This is a genomic window from Nonomuraea sp. NPDC051298, from assembly GCF_055586305.1.
The window spans coordinates 268,220-286,333 of record NZ_JBVJIM010000012.1; the positions used below are offsets into that span (position 1 = coordinate 268,220).

Here is an 18,114-nt window from a genome sequence, read left to right on the forward strand (position 1 = left end):
GCCTTACCTAACCTTTGCTCGCCCCAGAATCACGGCCCAGAACCATGAAGGCCAGGCACGAGCAGAGGACGAGCCCGAGCATGACACACGCCATGGGCAGCGCGGTGCCGGATCCGGCGAGTCCGACCAGCGGAGCCGCGGCGGCGCCCAGCGCGAACTGCAGCACGCCCGTCAGCGCCGAGGCGCTCCCCGCCACCTGCGCGGGCTGGGAGCCGAGCGCCAGCGCGCTGGTGCCGGGCAGCGTCAGGCCCTGGCCCAGCATAATCACGAACAGCCCGCCCACGACGGCCCACAGGCCGAGCCCGGCGAGCACCGCGGTCAGCAGCAGGATCGCGCCCGCCAGGGCGGCGGCCAGGCCGGCGCGCACCAGCAGCACGGGCGACACCCGTCCGGAGAGCCGGCCGCCGAGCTGGGCGGTGCCGGTCAGGGCCAGGGCGTTGAGCGCGAAGACGAGCGAGTACTGCTGGGGCGTGGCCCCGTACACGTCCTGGAGCACGAACGGCGAGCCGGAGATGTAGCCGAACATGGCGCCGAAGGACAGCCCGCCGGTCAGCGCGAAGCCCATGAAGGAGCGGTCGCGCAGGAGCTGCCAGAACGTGCGCACGGTGTGCCCGAGCCCGCCGCTCTCGCGCTGGGACGCGGGCAACGTCTCGCGCACGCCCCCCAGGACGGCCAGCAGCAGCACCAGCCCCGCGACGCTGAGCACCACGAACACGCCCCGCCACGAGGTGAACGTCAGCAGTTGCGCCCCCGCGATCGGGGCCAGGATCGGCGCCAGGCCGCTGACGAGCATCAGCGTGGCGAAGATCCGGGCGATGGCGGCCCCGTCGTACAGGTCGCGTACGACGGCCCGCACGATCACCAGCGCCGCCCCGCCCAGCACCCCCTGCAGCAGGCGGAAGGCGATCAGCGTCGGCACCGAGGGGGCGAAGGCGCACAGCAGCGAGGCGGCCATGAACCCGGCCACGCCCACGATCAGCGGCACCCGCCGCCCGCGCACGTCGCTCACCGGCCCGGCGATCACCTGCCCGACGGAGACGCCGATGAGGCAGGCGGTGAGGGTGAGCTGGACCTGGGCGGGGGCGCTGAGCATCTCGGAGGTGATGGCGGGCAGCGCGGGGAGATACATGTCGATGGAGAGCGGCCCGATCGCCGACAACGCGCCGAGGATCAGCAGCAGTAACCCGCGGCGGCTCTTCTGCTCCGGTCGGACGGCGGCGGACGTGGCTTCAGCCACGGACATGCGTGCTCCCCTTTCCCTCGTGGGCCTGTGGCCCACGTGGGCCGAGTGCTCCAACCCCGATCCGATCCTCCTAATTCCCGATTATCTGATATTTCGCTAGATATTCCATGACGTTTCGTGGGGTCGGGTGACAGCCGTAGGGCACGCCTCGCGGGATGGTCACCTGCGGGCCGGACCGCCGGTCGGAGTCCCTAGACTCGTGGCCATGGATTCCCCAGCCGTCGAGATCGTCGACCTGGTCAAACGCTACGGCGGCCACACCGCCGTCGACGGCCTGACGTTCCGCGCCGAGCGCCGCGCCGTCACCGCGGTCCTCGGTCCCAACGGCGCGGGCAAGACGTCCACCGTGGAGATCTGCGAGGGGTTCCGCAAGGCCGACGCGGGCGCCGTCAGGGTGCTGGGGCTGGCGCCGTGGCAGCCGGAGCTGCGGGCGCGGGTGGGGGCCATGCCGCAGGCCGGGGGCGTGCCTCCGGCGATGCGCTGCGCGGAGTGGCTGCGGCTGATGGCGCGCTTCTACGCCCGCCCGCTCGATCCCGGGGCGCTGCTGGAGCGGCTGGGGCTCACCGATCACGCGCGCACCCCCTACCGGCGGATGTCTGGCGGGCAGCAGCAGCGGCTGTCGCTGGCCGCGGCCGTCATCGGCCGGCCCGAGCTGGTCTTCCTCGACGAGCCGACGGCCGGGCTCGACCCGCAGGCCAGGCACGCGTGCTGGGAGCTGGTGGGCGAGCTGCGCGGGGCGGGCGTGTCGGTGGTGCTGACCACCCACCACATGGACGAGGCCGAGCGGCTGGCCGACCACGTGGTCATCATCGACCGCGGGCGCGTGGTGGCCGAGGGCACCCCCGCCTCGCTGACCGGCGCCGAACGTCAGCTCAGGTTCAGGGCCCGGCCGGGGCTGGCGCTGGAAGAGCTGCTCAACGCGCTCCCGGCGGGCAGCGCGGCCAAGGAGTCGCCCGCCGGCCACTACATCATCGAGGGCCAGGTGGGGCCCGAGCTGCTGGCCACGGCGACGGCCTGGTGCGCGGCCGAGGGCGTCACGGCCGACGACCTGCGCATCGAACGCCGCACCCTCGAAGACGTCTTCCTCGAACTGACCGGCAGGGAGCTGCGATGACCACGCCCGGCTCGTTCCGCGCGCCGACCAGGAGGGCGCCTCGATGACCGCGCTCGACCTCACCCCCGCGCCCGGCGCGGCGCCGTTCCCGCGCATGGTGCTGGCGCAGGCGGGCGCGGAGCTGCGGGCGATGCTGCGCAACGGCGAGCAGCTCCTGCTGACGCTGGTCATCCCGGTGCTGCTGCTGGCCGGGTTCTCGCTGACGTCGCTGATCGACGTCGGCGGCGGGCGGCGGGTCGACTTCCTGGCCCCGGGCGTGCTGGCGCTGGCGGTCATGTCCACGGCGTTCACCGGGCAGGCCATCGCGACCGGGTTCGAGCGCCGCTACGGCGTGCTCAAGCGGCTGGGCGCGACCCCGCTGTCCAGGAGCGGGCTCATGCTCGCCAAGACGGCGGCGGTGGTGGGCGTGGAGCTCATCCAGGCCGTGGTGATCGTGGCCGTCGGGCTGGCGCTGGGGTGGCGGCCGCAGGGGTCGTTCCTGAGCGCGGCGCTGCTGGTCGTGGTGGGCACGGCGGCCTTCAGCGGGCTGGGGCTGCTGATGGCCGGCACGCTGCGCGCGGAGGCCACGCTGGCGGCGGCGAACCTGGTCTACCTGGTGCTGCTGGGGGCGGGCGGGGTGGTGTTCCCGCTGACGAAGTTCCCCGAGGGGGCCCGCCCGGTCCTGGAGGCGCTGCCCATCTCGGCCCTGACGACCGGCCTGCGCGCGGTGCTCTCCCAGGGGGCGGCGCTCCCTCTGGTCCCGCTGGCGGTGCTGGCCGCGTGGGCGGTGCTGTCACTGGGCCTGGTGTCGCGTACGTTCCGCTGGGAGTGACGTTCCCGCGGGGTGCCGGGCGCCGTAGCGGCGGCGGCTGAGCGCGGCCACCGCCGTCAGGGGGATCGCGGCGGCCGCCGCGAGGCCGAAGAGCAGACCGTACCGTCCGTCCTCGGCCAGCGGGCCCGCCGCCCACGACGAGACCGCGCTGCCCACGAACAGCGCGCAGGCGAAGAACGCGATCGTCGTCCCCCTGGCCTCGGGCACCACGGAGGTCGCCCAGGTCTGCAACGAGGAGTGCAGGAACGACCACCCGCCGCCCAGCAGCAGCGCCGTGACGGCCACGGCGGGCACGCTCACGTGCACGGTCACGACGGCGAAGCCCAGGCAGAGCTGCGTCCCGCCGACGACCATGAGCACGGGTGCGGGCCACCGGCCCGACAGGCGCTTGACGAGCCGGGAGAACGCCCACAGCCCCAGCCCGTACGCGGTGATGGCCAGGCCCGCCACGGCGGCGGCCAGCCCGGCGTACTGGAGCGCGGTGGCCAGGAACGGCATGGTCCCGAGCATGATCGCCCCCTCGGTGAAGGACAGCCCGAACACCAGCAGCGCCCACCGGTGCCCGAGCACCAGGCGCAGGTACCGGCCCACGCCGTGCCCGGCCCGCTCCTCCTGCCGGGGCGGCTCGGGCAGCGAACGCAGCGCCAGCGCGCAGGCCAGGGCGCAGGCGGCGGGCACGGTGAAGGCCACCCGCCAGTCCACCAGGCCCGCGACGACCCCGCCCAGCCCCGTGGCCAGGGCCGTGCCGAGCGCGGCGGCGGCCATGAGGTCGGTGAGGGCGCGCTGGCGTACGGACTGGTGGACGGTGTCGCCCACGTACGTGAGCCCCGTGGGGATCACCGCGCCGAAGCACGCGCCCGTGACGACCCTGGCCACCACCAGCGCCGCCAGCACGGGCATGAGCGCCGAGGCCGCGCCCGCCACCGCCGCGCCGAACAACGCCCACCGCATCACCCGCACCCGCCCGAACCTGTCGGACAGCAGGCCCCACAGCGGCTGCGTGAGCCCGTACGCCAGGTAGTAGCCGCTGGCGGCGGCGACCGCGGCCGACAGCGAGACGCCCAGGTCGGCGGCGATGAGCACGAGCATGGGGCTCACCGCGAAGCGGTCGAAGCTGCTGACGAACGAGGACACGGACAGAGCCTGCGGAGGCCGGACGGGGCTCACGGGGAGCGAGCTGGCTTTCATGCTTCCATGGTGGGTTTGTCCGAATAATTGAGCCAGTCGGCAGTAGTACCACCCTGAGGGGGAAATGTCGCCCCGCCTGAGTACGCTCGGACGGTTGCCTGTTTGCCCTGATGAGGAGTCCTGTTGACCGCCTTCGCCCTCGACGATCCGCTCGACCGCGGACCCGGCCTGCCCAAGCCGGGCAATCTGCTGCGCACGGCGGCCGACTCGATGCCGCCCCCGGGGCTCGTGCTGCTGGCCATCGTCTCGGTGCAGCTCGGCGCCGGGTTCGCGAAGGAGTTGTTCACGACGCTGCCGCCGAGCGCGGTGGTGTTCCTGCGCATCGCGGCCGGGGCGCTGATCATGGGGGTGCTCGTCCGGCCGAGGCTGAGGGGGCTGTCCTGGCGCGACTGGGCGGTGGGCGTCGGCTTCGGCCTGACGCTGGCCGTGATGAACCTGTCCTTCTACGAGGCCCTGTCACGGCTGCCGATGGGCATCGCGGTGGCGATCGAGTTCCTGGGGCCGCTGGGCGTGGCGGTGGCGGCCTCGCGGCGCCGGATCGACCTGCTGTGGGTCGGCCTGGCGGCGGCGGGCGTGGCGCTGCTGGCGCCCTGGGGCGAGTCGGCCTCGGCGAGCTGGGTGGGCATCGGGTTCGCGGCCGTGGCCGGGGCCTGCTGGGCCGGATACATCCTGCTGTCGGCGGCGGCCGGGCGGCGCTTTCCTGGCACGACCGGGCTGTCGTTCGCGATGATCGTCTCGGGCGTGGTGATCGCCCCGGTCGGGATCACCACCGGCGGGGCCGACCTGCTGCAGCCGGAGCTGCTGCTGATCGGGCTGGGCGTGGGGCTGCTGTCGTCGGTGATCCCGTACTCGCTGGAGCTGCAGGCGCTGCGGCGGATGCCCAAGCACGTGTTCGGCATCCTGATGAGCATGGAGCCGGCCGTGGCGGCGCTGGTCGGGGTGCTGCTGCTGAGCGAGTTCCTGCACGTGCAGCAGTGGGCGGCGATCGTGTGCATCGTGGCCGCCAGCCTGGGCTCGACGCGTACCGGCAGGGCCCTGACGTGAGTGGCCCGCGAGGCGGGTGAGATCAGGGAGGCCCGCCGCGCGCCCGCGGGATGGGATCTCGGGCGCGCGGCGGAGGGCTCGGCTGTTGGGCGGGGTTCGCCGAGCCCGGGGAGGTCAGCGGAGTGCGGGTGTCCGCTTGACCAGGCATATGCCACCACCGGCAGGCGGGGGTGGCCGGTCCGTCGTGGACCGGGTGTGGATCAGGCCAGGTGTGGATCGGGAGGGCGGCACCACCGGCGCTCGCCACTCGACCGGCCCGCATTGAGATTACCGCCAACGGCGGCTCTCTGATCCCCGAATGTCAGAACTTAGTGCCCGGTGTTCGGACGTCCGCGACGCGGCCCGGGTGTCCGGGCCGAAGGACGGGTCGGCGTCCGGTCCGTGGCAGGGGCGAGTGCCTGGTCAGGGGGCCCGAGGGCCGGGTCAGGGTCGGTGTTCGGCCCAGATGCCGCGGACGTGGCCGATGTGGTCGGACATGAGGCGGGCGACGACCTCGCCGTCGCCGGTCTTGAGCGCGTCGAGCAGGTGGAGGTGCTCCCTGGCCGACTCGCCCAGCCCGCCGCGGGCGGAGAGCTGGGACAGGCCGTAGAGCCTGGCCCTGTTGCGCAGGTCGCGCACCACCGAGACGAGATGGGCGTTGCCGCCCAGGGACAGCAGCTCGACGTGGAAGCGCAGGTCGGCGTCCACGTACGCGAGCAGGTCGCCGCGCTCGCCGGCCGAGACGATCTCCTCGGCGAGTGGCCTGAGGCGTTCGAACTCCTCCGCCCGCGAGCTGTCGGCCAGCCTGGCCACCGTGGGCACCTCGATGAGCGCGCGGATCTCGGTGAGCTCGTCGAGGTCGCGGTCGGACAGCTCGGTGACCCGGAAGCCCTTGTTGCGCACCGCCTCGACCAGGCCCTCCTTGGCCAGGTCGAGCATGGCCTCGCGGACGGGCGTGGCCGAGACGCCGAACTGGGCGGCCAGCACCGGGGCGGAGTAGACCACCCCCGGCCGCATCTCACCGGTGATCAGCGCGGCCCGCAACGCGTGCGCGACCTGCTCGCGCAGGCTCCGGCGCTCTCCCACCATCGGCAGGTCGAGCCGGTCCTCGGCAGCCATCCCGCCCATCCCTTCCCCATCCCTTTCCTGTCAGCGCCCGACTTCCCTGTCAGGGCCCGACGTCGCGCGCCCTCTGGTGAGCCCAGCCCTCGTAGGCGGCGGACGCGACCACGAGGTCCTCCCATGCCATGCCCGTGCTCTTGAACACACGCGGCCCCGGGCCCACGACCACCCTTCCGGCGATCAGGTCGGCGAGGTTACCGGCGAGATGGCGGGAAGTGATCGTACCCCGGCGGATCGGCACGACGAGATCACCGGCCTCCTCCAGGGCGGCGGCTCGGGCCTCGACGACCACGGTGGCGCGTGCGACGAGGTCGCCGTCGAGTTCGCGGGCCTCGGGCTCGTGGGAGCCGACCGCGACGACGGTGGCACCGTCGCGGGCGAGCTTACCGGGGAACAGCGGCTCTCTGGCCGTCGTGCAGCACACGACGAGATCGGCCCCCGCCACCACCTGCGCCACCGCGGCCGGGGGCACGGCGGCCGAGTGCGTCGTGCCTGGGGGCGTGGGGGCCGGGGGCGTCGTCAGGGCTTGGGCGGTCAGACCGAGGGCGCGGCAGCGGGCGGCGAGCGCCTCGGCCCGGCCCGCGTCGCGCCCGACCACGGTGACCTCCTCGACCGGCCGCACCTCCCGCAGCGCCAGCACGTGCCCGTACGCCTGCGGCCCGCTCCCGAACACCACCAGCCGCCGCGCCCCCGCCTCGGCCAGATGCCGGACGGCGAGCGCGGAGACGGCGGGCGTGCGCAGCGAGGTGAGCGCGGTCCCGTCCACGGCGGCCAGCGGGGCCAGGGTGTCGCCGTCGAACAGCAGGTACGTCCCCTGGACGCGGGCCAGCCCCCGCCCTGGGTTGGCGGGCGCGACGCTGACCGCCTTGACTCCCACGTAGCTCCTCCCCACGCCGCTCCTCCCCACGGCGGGCATGAGCAGGAGCTGCCCGGCCGGGACGTCGATCGCCGACCGCCGCGGCGTGGCCTCGGGGTCGAGCCCGGCCCGCAGCGCCTCCTCCAGGACGGCCACGGCGCGGCCCATCGGCACCAGCCGCTCCACGGTGGCGGCGTCGAGGTACGGCAGCCCGCTCATCGCAGCGTGAACCCGGTCGGGAAGGGATCGGCCGGGTCGAGTTCGAAGGCGTGCCGCCCGGTCCGGTACGCCGTGCCGTCGACCTCCACGACCACGCCCCGCGGCCCCGCCTCGCGCACACGGGCGGTGAAGACGCTGCCGACGACGCTCTCGTGGACGAGTTCGGCGGTCTTGTCCTCGTCGTGCAGCAGGGCCATCCTGGCGGCGGTCCCCGAGCCGCAGGGCGAGCGGTCCACCTCCCCGTCGGCGAAGACGGTGACGTTGCGCTGCCGCCTGACGCCGCCGTCGCCGTCGCCGTCGCCGGGCAGGTCCTCGTGGAAGATCACGCCGTACACGCCGGACAGCCGTTCGTCCGCCGGGTGCCGGGCGGCGGGGTGTCCGGCCAGCCCGGCCTTGATCCGGCGGGCGTGCTCGACGAGGGCGCCCAGGTGCCGGGGCTCGACCGCCAGGCCGACGGCGGAGGCGGGCAGGCAGGCGTAGACCGCGCCGCCGTAGGCGACGTCCACCTCGACGCCGGCGACCGGCACGGCGCGGGCGGTGACGTACGAGGGGACGTTGACGAAGGTGACCGACTCGACCCGGGCCGCGCGGGTGCGCACCCGGGCCGTGACGCGCCCGGAGGGCACGTCGACCACCACGTCGGTGACGCCGTCGGGGGCCGCCTCGACCAGGCCCTCGTGGACGGCGTACGCGCCCAGCGCGATCGTGCCGTGCCCGCAGGCGGTGGAGAAGCCGTCCTTGTGCCAGAACAGCGCGCCCAGATGCGCGCCGGGATCGTCCGGCGGCACCAGGAAGCAGCCGTACATGTCGGCGTGCCCGCGCGGCTCGTGGCACAGCAGCCGCCGCACGTCGTCGAACTCGGCCATCGCGGTGGCGCGGCGGGCGAGCACGTCGGAGCCGCCGATCTCGGGCACCCCGCCGGTCACGATGCGGAACGGCTCGCCGCCCGTGTGGTAGTCGACGGTCGTGATCATCCGATCCTCCTCACAGCTCGAAACCGGCGGGGAACGGGTCGCGCGGGTCGAGGAAGTACTGGGCCGTGCCGGTGATCCAGGCCCGGCCGGTGATCGACGGCAGCACCGCGGGACGCCCGCCCACGGTGGTCTCCTCCAGCAGCCGTCCGACGAACCGGGTGCCGATGAACGACTCGTTGACGAACTCCGCCCCGATCGCCAGCTCGCCCCGCGCGTGGAGCTGGGCCATGCGGGCGCTGGTGCCGGTGCCGCAGGGCGAGCGGTCGAACCAGCCCGGGTGGATGGCCATGGCGTGCCGCGAGTGGCGGGCGTCGGAGCCGGGGGCGGCGAAGTAGACGTGGTGGCAGCCGCGGATGCGCTCGTCCTCGCGGTGCGCGGGCTCGTCGGCGGCGTTGATCGCCTCCATGGTGGCCAGGCCGGCCGCGATGATCTCGTTCTTGGCCGCCCGGTCGAACGGCAGCCCGTAGTGGGCGAGGTTGACGATGGCGTAGAAGTTGCCGCCGTACGCCAGGTCGTACGCGATCTCCCCGAACCCGGGCACGCTCACCTTGGCGTCCAGCCGGTCGCAGTAGGAGGGCACGTTGCGCAAGGTCACCGACGTGGCCGCGCCGTCCTCGACCGCCACGTCCACCTCGACGAGCCCGGCCGGGACCTCCAGGCGTACGGTCGTGACCGGCTCGCTCACCTCCACCATGCCGGTCTCCACCAGCACGGTGGCCACGCCGATGGTGCCGTGCCCGCACATCGGCAGCAGCCCGGACACCTCGATGAACAGCACGCCGAAGTCCGCGTCCGGCCTGGTGGGCGGCTGGAGGATGGCGCCGCTCATGGCGGAGTGGCCGCGCGGCTCGGTCATCAGCAGCGTGCGGATGTGGTCGAGGTGGTCGCGGAAGTAGACGCGCCGCTCGGCCATGCTGTCTCCGGGGATCACACCGATGCCGCCGGTGACGACCCGGGTGGGCATGCCCTCGGTGTGCGAGTCGACGGCGTGGAAGACGCGTTTCGTCCTCATCGCAGCCCTTCCGCCAGCGCCTTCTCGGTCGCCGCCCGGACGATCGCCGCCTGCTCGTCCGTCAGCGGCTGCCTGGGCTGCCTGCAGGGGCCGCCGTAGCGGCCGGCGATGTCCATGGACAGCTTGATGGCCTGCACGAACTCGACCTTGGAGTCCCAGCGCAGCAGCGGGTGCAGGGTGCGGTAGAGGGGCAGCGCGGTCTCCAGGTCACCGGCGACGGCGGCCCGGTAGAGCGCCGAGCAGGACTCCGGCAGCGCGTTGGGGTATCCGGCGATCCACCCGGCCGCCCCGGCGACGGCCAGCTCCAGCAGCACGTCGTCGGAGCCGATCAGCAGGTCGAGCCCGGGGGCCAGCTCGGCCAGCTCGTACGCCCGCCGCACGTCGCCGGTGAACTCCTTGACCGCTGCGATCAGCCCCTCCTCATGCAGCCTGGCCAGCAGCGCGGGGGTCAGGTCGACCTTGGTGTCGTACGGGTTGTTGTAGGCCACGATCGGCAGACCGGCCTTGGCGACCTCACGGTAGTGGGCGACGACGGCCCGCTCGTCGGCCCGGTAGGCGTTGGGCGGCAGCAGCAGCACCGAGCCGCAACCGGCCTCGGCCGCCTGCTCGGCCCAGCGGCGCGACTCGGCCGCGCCGTACGCGCCCGCCCCGGCCATCACGCGCTCGCCGCCGACGGCCGCCACCGCGGTCTCGATCACCTTCGTCCGCTCCTGCGGGGTGAGCGTCTGGTACTCGCCGAGCGACCCATTCGGTACGACGCCGTCGCAGCCGTGGTCCACCAGCCACCGGCAGTGCTCCGCGTAGCCGTCGTGGTCGACCGACAGGTCCTCGCGCAGGGGCAGGGCCGTGGCCACCATGACGCCGTGCCAGGGCTTGCTGCGGTTGTCCATCGGGAAGTTCCTCCAAGCGGGGGTCAGTGAGCGGGATGGTCGTCGGGGCTGCCGGGGCTGCCGGGGCCGACGCGGCTGCCGGATCCGGGCGGGACGTCGAGCGAGGCGAGGGCGCCCAGCGTGACGGGCTGGGCGAGGGGACGGCGGGGCGGCCGCGGCGGCTCGCCCGCCAGGCACGCGACGGCGTATCCGCAGACGCGGCCCTGGCACCAGCCCATGCCGGGCCTGGCCAGGAGCTTGACGGAGCGCGCGTCGGTCGCGCCGAGTGCCTGCGCCCGGCGTACGCCCTCCAGCGGCACCTCCTCGCAGCGGCACACGAGCGTGTCACCGCGCAGCCAGCCCTGCCAGCCGTCCTTGACGGGGTACGCGCGGTGCAACGCCTCGCCGAACGCCCGCCACCGCTGCCGCCGCCGCACGAACACCCACGGCACCACGCCCACGCCCGTGACCGCACCCGCGCCCGCGCCCGCGCCCGTGACTGTGACCGCGCCCGCCACTGGGCCCGCGACTGGGCCCGCGACTGGGCTGGCAGCCGGGCCGGTGGCTGTGCGGGTGTCGGCCACGACGGCCCGGCCCGCGATGCGGCCCTCCAGCTCGGCCAGCAGCCGGCCGCCCACGCCGACCGGCTCTCCGGCGGCCCACACCCCCGGCACGCTCGTACGCTGGGCGGCGTCCACAGCCAGCACCGGGCTGCCGTCCACGCCGTGCCGGGTCGCGCAGCCGAGCTGCGTGCCCAGCTCGATCTGCGGCACGAACCCGTAGCCCACGGCCACAGTGTCGCACTCGACGATCCGGGTGGTCAGAACGTTCCAGCCCGCGTCGAGGCGGGCCACGGTGACGGCCGCCACCTCACGCTCCCCGTGGGCGGCCACCACGGCGTGACGCGTCCGGTACGGCACCCGGTGCCGGGCCAGGGCCGCCGCGTACCCCGCCGCCTCCCCCGCCTTGCCCAGGGCCATCAGCGGATGCCGGGCCAGGCCGAGGCCGCCGTTGGCCTCGTACACGCCGAGCACCCGCGCCCCGGCCCCGGCCAGCCCAGCGGCGACGGGCAGCAGGAACGGCCCGGTGCCGGAGACGACGATCCGCCTGCCCGCCACCACGCCGCCGCCCTTGAGCAGCGCCTGCGCGCCCCCGGCGGTGAGCACGCCCGGCAGGTCCCAGCCGGGGAACGGCAGCGACCGGTCGTACGCGCCGGTCGCGATCAGCAGCCGCCGGGCCCGCAGCGGCCGCGCCCGTTCCCCTGACTCTCCCCGGGTCGAGCAGTGCACGAGGAGGTCGCCGTCCGGCTCGCGGGACACGTGCCAGACCTGGTGCCGGAGCAGCACGTCGGCGCGCTCGGCGAGGGCGCGGGCCTGCCGCAGGAACCGGTCCAGCCCAGGGGCCGCCTCCGGCTCGGCGGTGTGCCGGAAGAACTGGCCGCCCGGCCGGGCACCGGAGTCCACCAGCGCCACGCGCAACCCGGCCAGCGCCGCCGTCAGCGCGCCCGCGACCCCGGCGGGCCCGCCGCCCACCACCACGAGATCGTACGTCTGGCCCTCGGACGTCACGCCGTCGTCACCTCGTCCCCCGGCTCGGCCTCCAGCAGGCAGGCGCGCTCCGGCGGACGCCCGTTCACCGAGATCAGGCAGTCGAAGCAGACCCCGATGCCGCAGAACAGCCCGCGCGGCCGCCCGCCGAAGCGGGTGGTGCGCCACGAGCGCACCCCGGCCGCGTGCAGCGCCGCGCCGATCGTCTGCCCGGGTACGACCGGCACCGGCCGGCCGTCCACGGTGATGTGGAAGGTCACAGGTCCTCCTTGACCGGAGCCACCGGAGCCACCGGATCCGCAGGGGCCGCCTGGGCCGCCTGGCCGGTGAGCCGCCCGGGTCGTCCCGGCCCGGTCACGGCCTCCTCTGGGAAGCGGTCGGGGCGGAAGGGACGCAGGTCCAGGTCGGGCCGTTCGCCGGTGAGGAGCTGGGCGAGCAGGCTCCCGGTCGCCGGGGCGAGCCCGATGCCGGCCCCCTCGTGCCCGCACGCGTGATACAGCCCGTCCACGCGCGGGTCGGCGCCGATGACGGGCAGATGGTCGGGACAGTACGGCCGGAAGCCGCAGTACGACCTGATCGCCCGCACCTCGCGCAGCGCGGGGAAGAGCGCGACCGCCTGCCCGGCCAGCCTCGCCAGCACCGGTACGGACGTCGTCCGGTCGAACCCGACCCGCTCCCTGCTCGCCCCGATGAGCACGGTCCCCGAGGGCGTGCTCTCCACCACGGCCGAGGTCTCCAGCGCGGCGGAGTCGCTGGCCACGTTCGTCACGTAGGCGGCGGTGTAGACCTTGTGCCGGATCAGCGGCTCACGCGGCGACCCGTTCGAGTGCCCGTTCAGCGGCCCGTTCAGCGGCTCGGTAACGAGGATGAACCCGCGCCTGGGCAGGACCGGGAGCCCGACGCCCGCCAGCGCCGCCACCTCGCCGCCCCAGGTGCCCGCCGCGTTGACGACCGCGTCGCCGAGCACGTCGCCGTGCGAGGTGCGGACGCCGGTCACCCGCCCGCCCGAACGGATGAACCCGTTCACCGTGACCCCGAGGCGCAGCCGCAGCACGCCGTGGCCGAAGCTCTCGGCACCGTGGCTGAGCAGGGTGGCGGCGGCCAGCATGGGCTGGACCTGGGCGTCCTGCGGGTAGTACACGCCGCCCGCGAGGCCCTCGGCCAGGTGCGGCTCGTAGTCGCGCAGCCTCTCGCCGGACACGGGCGTGTGCTCCACGCCCTGCGCGGCGGCCAGGCCGGTGAGCTTGCGCCGGACCTCCTCGGTCTCGGCGACGACGAGCCCGCCTTTGGGCTCGTACTCGAAACCGCCGATGGCGGCCAGCTCGCGCCACAGCCGGTTGGACAGCACGGCCAGCTCCAGCTCGGGTCCCGGCTCCTTGTCGGACACCAGCACGTTGCCCTCACCCGACCCCGTCGTGCCACCGGCCACGGGTCCCCGGTCGACCACGGTCACGTCGAGACCGGCGCGCGCGGCGTAGTACGCGCAGGCCGCGCCCACCACTCCGGCGCCGACGACGATCACGTCGGACATCCCCACCTCCTTTCAGTAACATGTCACATACTTCTCCGCTTGAGAAGCCCGATTTCCCCCTTCTGCCCGGCACACGCACTCACCGCACTTCGGCGAGGTCCCTTGAGGGGGAGGGACGAGCCGGGCGGAAGGCCCGGCGGGAGGGGCGGCCGACAGGTTCGGCGTTCCCAGCGGCGGGACCGCGCCCCGGGGTGGGGTGTTCCCCGCTGGCGGACCAACCGATGGGCGGGGTGTTCCGGGTGACGGGCCAAGTGGTGGGCGGGATGTTCCCGGTGGCGGACCAACCGATGGGCGGGATGTTCCCGGTGGCGGGCCAACAGATGGGCGAGGTGTTCCCGGGGCCGACCAACTGGTGGGCGGGTGTTCCCGATGGCGGGACCGAGTGGTCGGGCCCCTACCATCGATGACGTGAAGCCATCCACGGACGCTCCCAAGCTCCTCGCGCGTTTCCTGGCGTCCTTCTGGACGCCCACGACCCGGTCGATGCGCGGCTGGGCGATGGCGTCCGTGGTGGTCAACGCGGGCATCACGGTGACCGGGGCGGGCGTGCGCGTCACCGCCTCGGGCCTGGGCTGCCCCACCTGGCCCCGGTGCACGCCCGACAGCTTCATCCCGGTCGCCCACCCCGAGGTCTCGCCGCTGAACATGGCCGTCGAGTTCGGCAACCGGCTGCTGACGTTCCTGGTGCTGGCCGTCGGGGTCGCGTGCGTGCTGGCCGCGCTGCGCCTGGCCCCGCGCCGCACCTCGCTGGTGCGCCTGGCCTGGCTGCAGCCGGTGGGGATCGTCGCCCAGGCCCTGTGGGGCGGGCTGGTGGTCAACACGATGCTCAACCCGTTCACGGTGGGCACGCACTACCTGATCTCCAGCGGCCTGATCGCGGCCTGCTGGCTGCTCTACGCGCGCGCGGGCGAGGGCGACGGCCCCGTGCTGCGGGTGGCCCACCGCGACGTCCGCAGGCTCGGGCACGGGCTGCTGGCGGCGGTGTTCGCGCTGCTGGTGATCGGGGTCGTGGTGAGCGGCACGGGTCCGCACTCGGGCGACGCGATGGCCTCCCGCTTCGACCTCGACATCGAGGCCGTGGCGCGGCTGCACGCCGACGTGGCGTACGTGGTGGTGGGGCTGACGTTCGCGCTGCTGTTCGCCCTGCACGTGACCAACGCGCCCCGGCCCGCCAGGCGGGCGGCGATGGGGCTGTTCGGGGTGGAGCTGCTGCAGGGCGTGATCGGATACACGCAGTACTTCCTGGCCGTGCCGGCCGCGCTGGTCCTGCTGCACGTGCTGGGCTCCACCCTGGTCTGGATCGCCGCGCTCAGGGTCGTCACCTCGCTGCGCACCCGCGACAGGACGGACTCCCCCGTGAACCACTCCCCCACCGAAGCGGCCGCCGCCGTCTGACGGGATATGCCAGGGTATGTGGTGTTGGGTCCGCCACTCCCCCGGCCCCGAAGGGGTGCGATTTGCTGGGAAAAGTCCGCCCCGACCGGAAGGCGCTGCGCCGGGCGTACCAAGGGCTGGTGCTGGTGAGCGTGCTGGCCCTGGCGCCGATGACGTGGGCCTGGCTGAGCAGTACGGGCCACCGGGCGATGGCCGACGGCGAGGGCTGGCTGGGCCGGGTGCCCGAGGCGCAGGCCGCGCTGGTGCTCGGCGCGGGCGTGTACGGCACGCGGCCCACCCCCATGCTGGCCCGCAGGCTCGACATCGCCGCCGACCTCTACCGGGCGGGCAAGGTGCGGGCGCTGCTGCTGTCGGGCGACAACAGCCGCAAGGAGTACGACGAGCCCACCACCATGCGCGACTACCTGCGGGCCAGGGGTGTGCCGGACGCCGCGATGGTGCTCGACTACGCCGGTTTCGACACGTGGGACTCGTGCGTGCGGGCGCGTACGGTGTTCGGGGCCGAGCGGGTGACGGTGGTGACCCAGGAGTTCCACCTCCCCAGGGCGGTCACGCTCTGCCGGACGGCCGGGCTGGAGACGTTCGGCGTGGGTGACGACTCCTCCAGGCGATGGGCCTCGACCACGTACGCCTACGCCGCCCGCGAACTGCTGGCCACCGTCAAGGCGTTCGCCGACGCCAAGCTCCTGCGCTCCGAGCCGGTCTACCCGGGCCCGCGCGAGGTGTCGCTCACCCGCATACTCGAACAGCCCCCTGCCTGACCGCTCGCCCGTCAGCCCGTCAGCCGGTCAGCTCGGCGCGCCGGGCGCGTAGCCGGGCGGCGGCGAGCCCCTCGCCACCGACCTGGCGTGCGTCAACGGCACAGGAAGGTCCGCGCGGGCGGTGCTCATGCACTCCAGCAGCGCCCGCTGCTCCTCGTGGAAGGTGTGCTCGTCGACCATGTGGCGGGCCGCCCGCTCGTGCAGCAGCCCCAGCTCGGTCGCGGCGAGCTGGTAGTCGCGCATCGCGCGCCGCCCGCGCCTGCCGCCGTGGGCGCGGGCCCACTGCCGGGCCTGGCGGCGCCGGGAGAACGTCGAGAGCATGTAGATGTCGGCCTCGTTGACCAGCTTGGTCGGCTCGTACGGCGGCAGGTAGCGCTGGATGAGCGCCACGATGCGCCGCCGGTCGCGGAACACCACGCCGATGAGCACCACCAGCACGACCAGCAGCGCCAGATAGGCCACCACCAGCCCGGGGAAGCCGCCGTAGGAGGCGAGACCGTTCCACAACCCGTGCAGGATCATCGCCGCCGACCAGCCCACCAGCACGTACGTCACCCGCTCGGGCCCGCGCCGCTGGGCCGCGTAGGCCACGGCGACCCCGATCATGGAGCTGAACAGCGGATGCGCCAGCGGCGACAGCACCCCGCGCAGCACCACGGTGACCGCCAGGCCCTTGACGCCCGAGGTGGACAGCGCGCCGAGGTAGTAGCTGACGTTCTCGCTCATGGCGAAGCCGAGGCCGACCATGCTCGCGTAGATGACGCCGTCGGTCGGCCCGTCCAGCTCGGCCCGGCGGAACTTCAGCAGGCCCAGCAGCACCAGGCCCTTCATCGTCTCCTCGACGACCGGCGCGCCGAAGGTCGCCGCGATGTTGCGCGCGCTGGCCTCCGACAGCTTGGCGGTGTCGATGATGTAGTGCAGGTTGAGTGAGTTGATCACGCCGGCGACCAGCACGGCGACGCCCGCGCCCCAGGCGAAGGCGAAGATCAGGTTGCTGCGCGGCTCCGGCTCCATGCGGTCGAGCGCGAGCACCGCCGCCAGCAGCAGCGGCACCGGGGCCAGGGCGAGGGCCAGGGCGATGAAGAACTGCACCGGCGCGCCGTTGATCACGTCGAAGGAGAACGAGACCAGAGCGCACACGCCGGTGAGGACCAGCCCGATGATCAACGCGAACGACGGGCGGTCCTTCAACACCCAGCGTGGATCACGGGTCGCCATAGGGTGACTTTAACGGATCAGGGTGCCGGGGTCGGCGCTGGCCGTCGCGGATAGCCACTCGTCACCGTCCGGCCACGACATTCGGACACGACATTCGGACACGGCGTTCGCGGGCAGGGCGGGGCGGGGCGCTCAGGACAGCAGCGGGTCGATCGCCACCGCGAGGAACAGCAGCGCGAGGTAGGCGTTGGACCAGTGGAAGAACCGCATGGGCCGCAGGTCGACGCCGCTCTTGCCGGCGTTGAGCCGGGCCAGCAGGCGGTGCACCTCCCACAGGCACATGGCGCCCAGCACGGCGGCCACGATCGGGTAGAACAGCGTGGTGCCGGCCACCGGCCACAGCGCCAGCGAGCACAGCACGGTGGCCCAGGTGTAGGCGATCGACTCCAGGACGACCCGGCGCTCGGTGGCCACCACCGGCAGCATCGGCACCTTGGCCGCCGCGTAGTCCTCCTTGTAGCGCATGGCCAGCGTCCAGGTGTGCGGCGGGGTCCAGAAGAACACCACCCCGAACAGCACCAGCGGCGCCCAGTCGAGACGCTCGGTGATGCCGGCCCAGCCGATCATCACCGGCATGCAGCCCGCGATGCCGCCCCAGACGATGTTCTGGGCCGTGCGCCGCTTGAGGAGCATCGAGTAGACCAGCACGTAGAACAGGATCGCGCCGAGCGACAGCAGCGCCGCCAGCCAGTTGGTGGTCAGCCACAGGCCCGCCGTGGACAGCGCGCCCAGCACGACGCCGAAGACCAGCGCGCCCCGCGGCGAGACCTGGTGCCTGGCCAGCGGCCGGCGGCGGGTGCGGCGCATCTTCTGGTCGATGTCGCGATCCACATAGCAGTTGAGCGCGTTGGCGCTGCCCGCCGACAGGGTGCCGAACACCATGACCGCGATCGACGTCCACAGCGGCGGCAGACCGCCCGCGGCGAGGAACATCACCGGCAACGTCGTGATCAGCAGCAGCTCGATGATCCGCGGCTTGGTGAGCGCGATGTAGGCGCTGATGGTCATGCCGATCGAGCGCGGCGCCTTCACCTGGGGTGACGAGGCCGTCGGCTGCCTGTTGGCCAGCACCGTCAAGGCGCTTCCAGCCTGTGCTGAGTCAACGCGTAACCTCTGATAAGAGCGGATCCATGGGCGGGCGCCGTGACGCCCCTGCGAACAAACAAACTGTAGTCGCAGGGTCGGACGGTCCGGCCAATGGGGGGCTTGCGCCGTACATGGACACGCGCGG

At 73.7% G+C, this 18,114-nt stretch carries 17 protein-coding genes; 5 read left to right on the top strand and 12 right to left on the bottom strand.

Annotation, left to right across the window (positions count from 1 at the left end):
• Positions 1–7 precede the first annotated feature (7 nt).
• The gene (locus ACZ6S0_RS31305; protein ID WP_465922899.1) at positions 8–1,243 is read right to left on the bottom strand and encodes a multidrug effflux MFS transporter; all 1,236 of its coding nucleotides are present in this window, start codon (positions 1,241–1,243) and stop codon (positions 8–10) included.
• Between the two features lie 205 nt (positions 1,244–1,448).
• Between ACZ6S0_RS31305 and ACZ6S0_RS31310 the strand changes: the two genes are divergently transcribed.
• Positions 1,449–2,357 (top strand): ABC transporter ATP-binding protein, encoded by a 909-nt coding sequence (locus ACZ6S0_RS31310; RefSeq protein ID WP_465922900.1) that lies wholly within the window; start codon positions 1,449–1,451, stop codon positions 2,355–2,357.
• Between the two features lie 43 nt (positions 2,358–2,400).
• The gene (locus tag ACZ6S0_RS31315) at positions 2,401–3,168 is read left to right on the top strand and encodes an ABC transporter permease (RefSeq protein ID WP_465922901.1); all 768 of its coding nucleotides are present in this window, start codon (positions 2,401–2,403) and stop codon (positions 3,166–3,168) included.
• On the opposite strand, the gene ACZ6S0_RS31320 is transcribed toward ACZ6S0_RS31315, so the two are convergent.
• Positions 3,130–4,356, bottom strand: coding sequence for an MFS transporter (locus ACZ6S0_RS31320; RefSeq protein ID WP_465922902.1), 1,227 nt, complete (start codon positions 4,354–4,356; stop codon positions 3,130–3,132). The two genes, ACZ6S0_RS31315 and ACZ6S0_RS31320, sit on opposite strands and share 39 nt — an antisense overlap.
• Before the next feature lie 123 nt (positions 4,357–4,479).
• Between ACZ6S0_RS31320 and ACZ6S0_RS31325 the strand changes: the two genes are divergently transcribed.
• The gene (locus tag ACZ6S0_RS31325) at positions 4,480–5,400 is read left to right on the top strand and encodes an EamA family transporter (protein ID WP_465922903.1); all 921 of its coding nucleotides are present in this window, start codon (positions 4,480–4,482) and stop codon (positions 5,398–5,400) included.
• A 423-nt stretch (positions 5,401–5,823) separates the two neighbouring features.
• On the opposite strand, the gene ACZ6S0_RS31330 is transcribed toward ACZ6S0_RS31325, so the two are convergent.
• From ACZ6S0_RS31330 to ACZ6S0_RS31365, 8 genes are read right to left on the bottom strand one after another with little or no spacing between them, the layout of a single operon-like run.
• Positions 5,824–6,498: a GntR family transcriptional regulator gene (locus tag ACZ6S0_RS31330; RefSeq protein WP_465922904.1), complete on the bottom strand. Its 675-nt coding sequence runs from the start codon at positions 6,496–6,498 to the stop codon at positions 5,824–5,826.
• Positions 6,499–6,547: 49 nt separating this feature from the next.
• Positions 6,548–7,576, bottom strand: a complete 1,029-nt coding sequence (locus tag ACZ6S0_RS31335) for an ornithine cyclodeaminase family protein (protein WP_465922905.1) — start codon at positions 7,574–7,576, stop codon at positions 6,548–6,550.
• On the bottom strand, positions 7,573–8,550 hold the full coding sequence (locus ACZ6S0_RS31340; protein WP_465922906.1) for a proline racemase family protein: 978 nt from the start codon (positions 8,548–8,550) through the stop codon (positions 7,573–7,575). The genes ACZ6S0_RS31335 and ACZ6S0_RS31340 overlap by 4 nt, the downstream gene beginning before the upstream one ends.
• A 10-nt stretch (positions 8,551–8,560) precedes the next feature.
• On the bottom strand, positions 8,561–9,562 hold the full coding sequence (locus tag ACZ6S0_RS31345; protein ID WP_344873793.1) for a proline racemase family protein: 1,002 nt from the start codon (positions 9,560–9,562) through the stop codon (positions 8,561–8,563).
• Positions 9,559–10,452 (bottom strand): dihydrodipicolinate synthase family protein, encoded by an 894-nt coding sequence (locus ACZ6S0_RS31350; protein WP_465922907.1) that lies wholly within the window; start codon positions 10,450–10,452, stop codon positions 9,559–9,561. Before ACZ6S0_RS31350 ends, ACZ6S0_RS31345 begins: the two co-directional genes overlap by 4 nt.
• Positions 10,453–10,475: 23 nt before the next feature.
• Positions 10,476–11,999 (bottom strand): FAD-dependent oxidoreductase, encoded by a 1,524-nt coding sequence (locus ACZ6S0_RS31355; RefSeq protein ID WP_465922908.1) that lies wholly within the window; start codon positions 11,997–11,999, stop codon positions 10,476–10,478.
• Positions 11,996–12,238, bottom strand: a complete 243-nt coding sequence (locus tag ACZ6S0_RS31360; protein WP_344475636.1) for a (2Fe-2S)-binding protein — start codon at positions 12,236–12,238, stop codon at positions 11,996–11,998. The genes ACZ6S0_RS31355 and ACZ6S0_RS31360 overlap by 4 nt, the downstream gene beginning before the upstream one ends.
• The gene (locus ACZ6S0_RS31365; protein WP_465922909.1) at positions 12,235–13,509 is read right to left on the bottom strand and encodes an NAD(P)/FAD-dependent oxidoreductase; all 1,275 of its coding nucleotides are present in this window, start codon (positions 13,507–13,509) and stop codon (positions 12,235–12,237) included. The genes ACZ6S0_RS31360 and ACZ6S0_RS31365 overlap by 4 nt, the downstream gene beginning before the upstream one ends.
• A 408-nt stretch (positions 13,510–13,917) precedes the next feature.
• On the opposite strand from ACZ6S0_RS31365, the gene ACZ6S0_RS31370 reads away from it, so the two are divergent.
• Both ACZ6S0_RS31370 and ACZ6S0_RS31375 read left to right on the top strand, forming a co-directional pair.
• Positions 13,918–14,904: a COX15/CtaA family protein gene (locus ACZ6S0_RS31370; RefSeq protein WP_465922910.1), complete on the top strand. Its 987-nt coding sequence runs from the start codon at positions 13,918–13,920 to the stop codon at positions 14,902–14,904.
• A gap of 62 nt (positions 14,905–14,966) precedes the next feature.
• The gene (locus ACZ6S0_RS31375; RefSeq protein ID WP_465922911.1) at positions 14,967–15,665 is read left to right on the top strand and encodes a SanA/YdcF family protein; all 699 of its coding nucleotides are present in this window, start codon (positions 14,967–14,969) and stop codon (positions 15,663–15,665) included.
• 27 nt (positions 15,666–15,692) lie between these two features.
• On the opposite strand, the gene ACZ6S0_RS31380 is transcribed toward ACZ6S0_RS31375, so the two are convergent.
• Both ACZ6S0_RS31380 and ACZ6S0_RS31385 read right to left on the bottom strand, forming a co-directional pair.
• Positions 15,693–16,883: a PrsW family intramembrane metalloprotease gene (locus ACZ6S0_RS31380; RefSeq protein ID WP_465922912.1), complete on the bottom strand. Its 1,191-nt coding sequence runs from the start codon at positions 16,881–16,883 to the stop codon at positions 15,693–15,695.
• Between the two features lie 132 nt (positions 16,884–17,015).
• Positions 17,016–17,960 (bottom strand): heme o synthase, encoded by a 945-nt coding sequence (locus tag ACZ6S0_RS31385; RefSeq protein WP_465922913.1) that lies wholly within the window; start codon positions 17,958–17,960, stop codon positions 17,016–17,018.
• Between the last annotated feature and the right edge of the window lie 154 nt (positions 17,961–18,114).

Coding starts and splice junctions, on each gene's coding strand:
- ACZ6S0_RS31330 (WP_465922904.1), bottom strand. CDS start 6,498: ATGGCTGCCGAGGACCGGCTCGACCTGCCGATGGTGGGAGAGCGCCGG.
- ACZ6S0_RS31310 (WP_465922900.1), top strand. CDS start 1,449: ATGGATTCCCCAGCCGTCGAGATCGTCGACCTGGTCAAACGCTACGGC.
- ACZ6S0_RS31345 (WP_344873793.1), bottom strand. CDS start 9,562: ATGAGGACGAAACGCGTCTTCCACGCCGTCGACTCGCACACCGAGGGC.
- ACZ6S0_RS31350 (WP_465922907.1), bottom strand. CDS start 10,452: ATGGACAACCGCAGCAAGCCCTGGCACGGCGTCATGGTGGCCACGGCC.
- ACZ6S0_RS31320 (WP_465922902.1), bottom strand. CDS start 4,356: ATGAAAGCCAGCTCGCTCCCCGTGAGCCCCGTCCGGCCTCCGCAGGCT.
- ACZ6S0_RS31365 (WP_465922909.1), bottom strand. CDS start 13,509: ATGTCCGACGTGATCGTCGTCGGCGCCGGAGTGGTGGGCGCGGCCTGC.
- ACZ6S0_RS31305 (WP_465922899.1), bottom strand. CDS start 1,243: ATGTCCGTGGCTGAAGCCACGTCCGCCGCCGTCCGACCGGAGCAGAAG.
- ACZ6S0_RS31315 (WP_465922901.1), top strand. CDS start 2,401: ATGACCGCGCTCGACCTCACCCCCGCGCCCGGCGCGGCGCCGTTCCCG.
- ACZ6S0_RS31380 (WP_465922912.1), bottom strand. CDS start 16,883: ATGGCGACCCGTGATCCACGCTGGGTGTTGAAGGACCGCCCGTCGTTC.
- ACZ6S0_RS31340 (WP_465922906.1), bottom strand. CDS start 8,550: ATGATCACGACCGTCGACTACCACACGGGCGGCGAGCCGTTCCGCATC.
- ACZ6S0_RS31335 (WP_465922905.1), bottom strand. CDS start 7,576: ATGAGCGGGCTGCCGTACCTCGACGCCGCCACCGTGGAGCGGCTGGTG.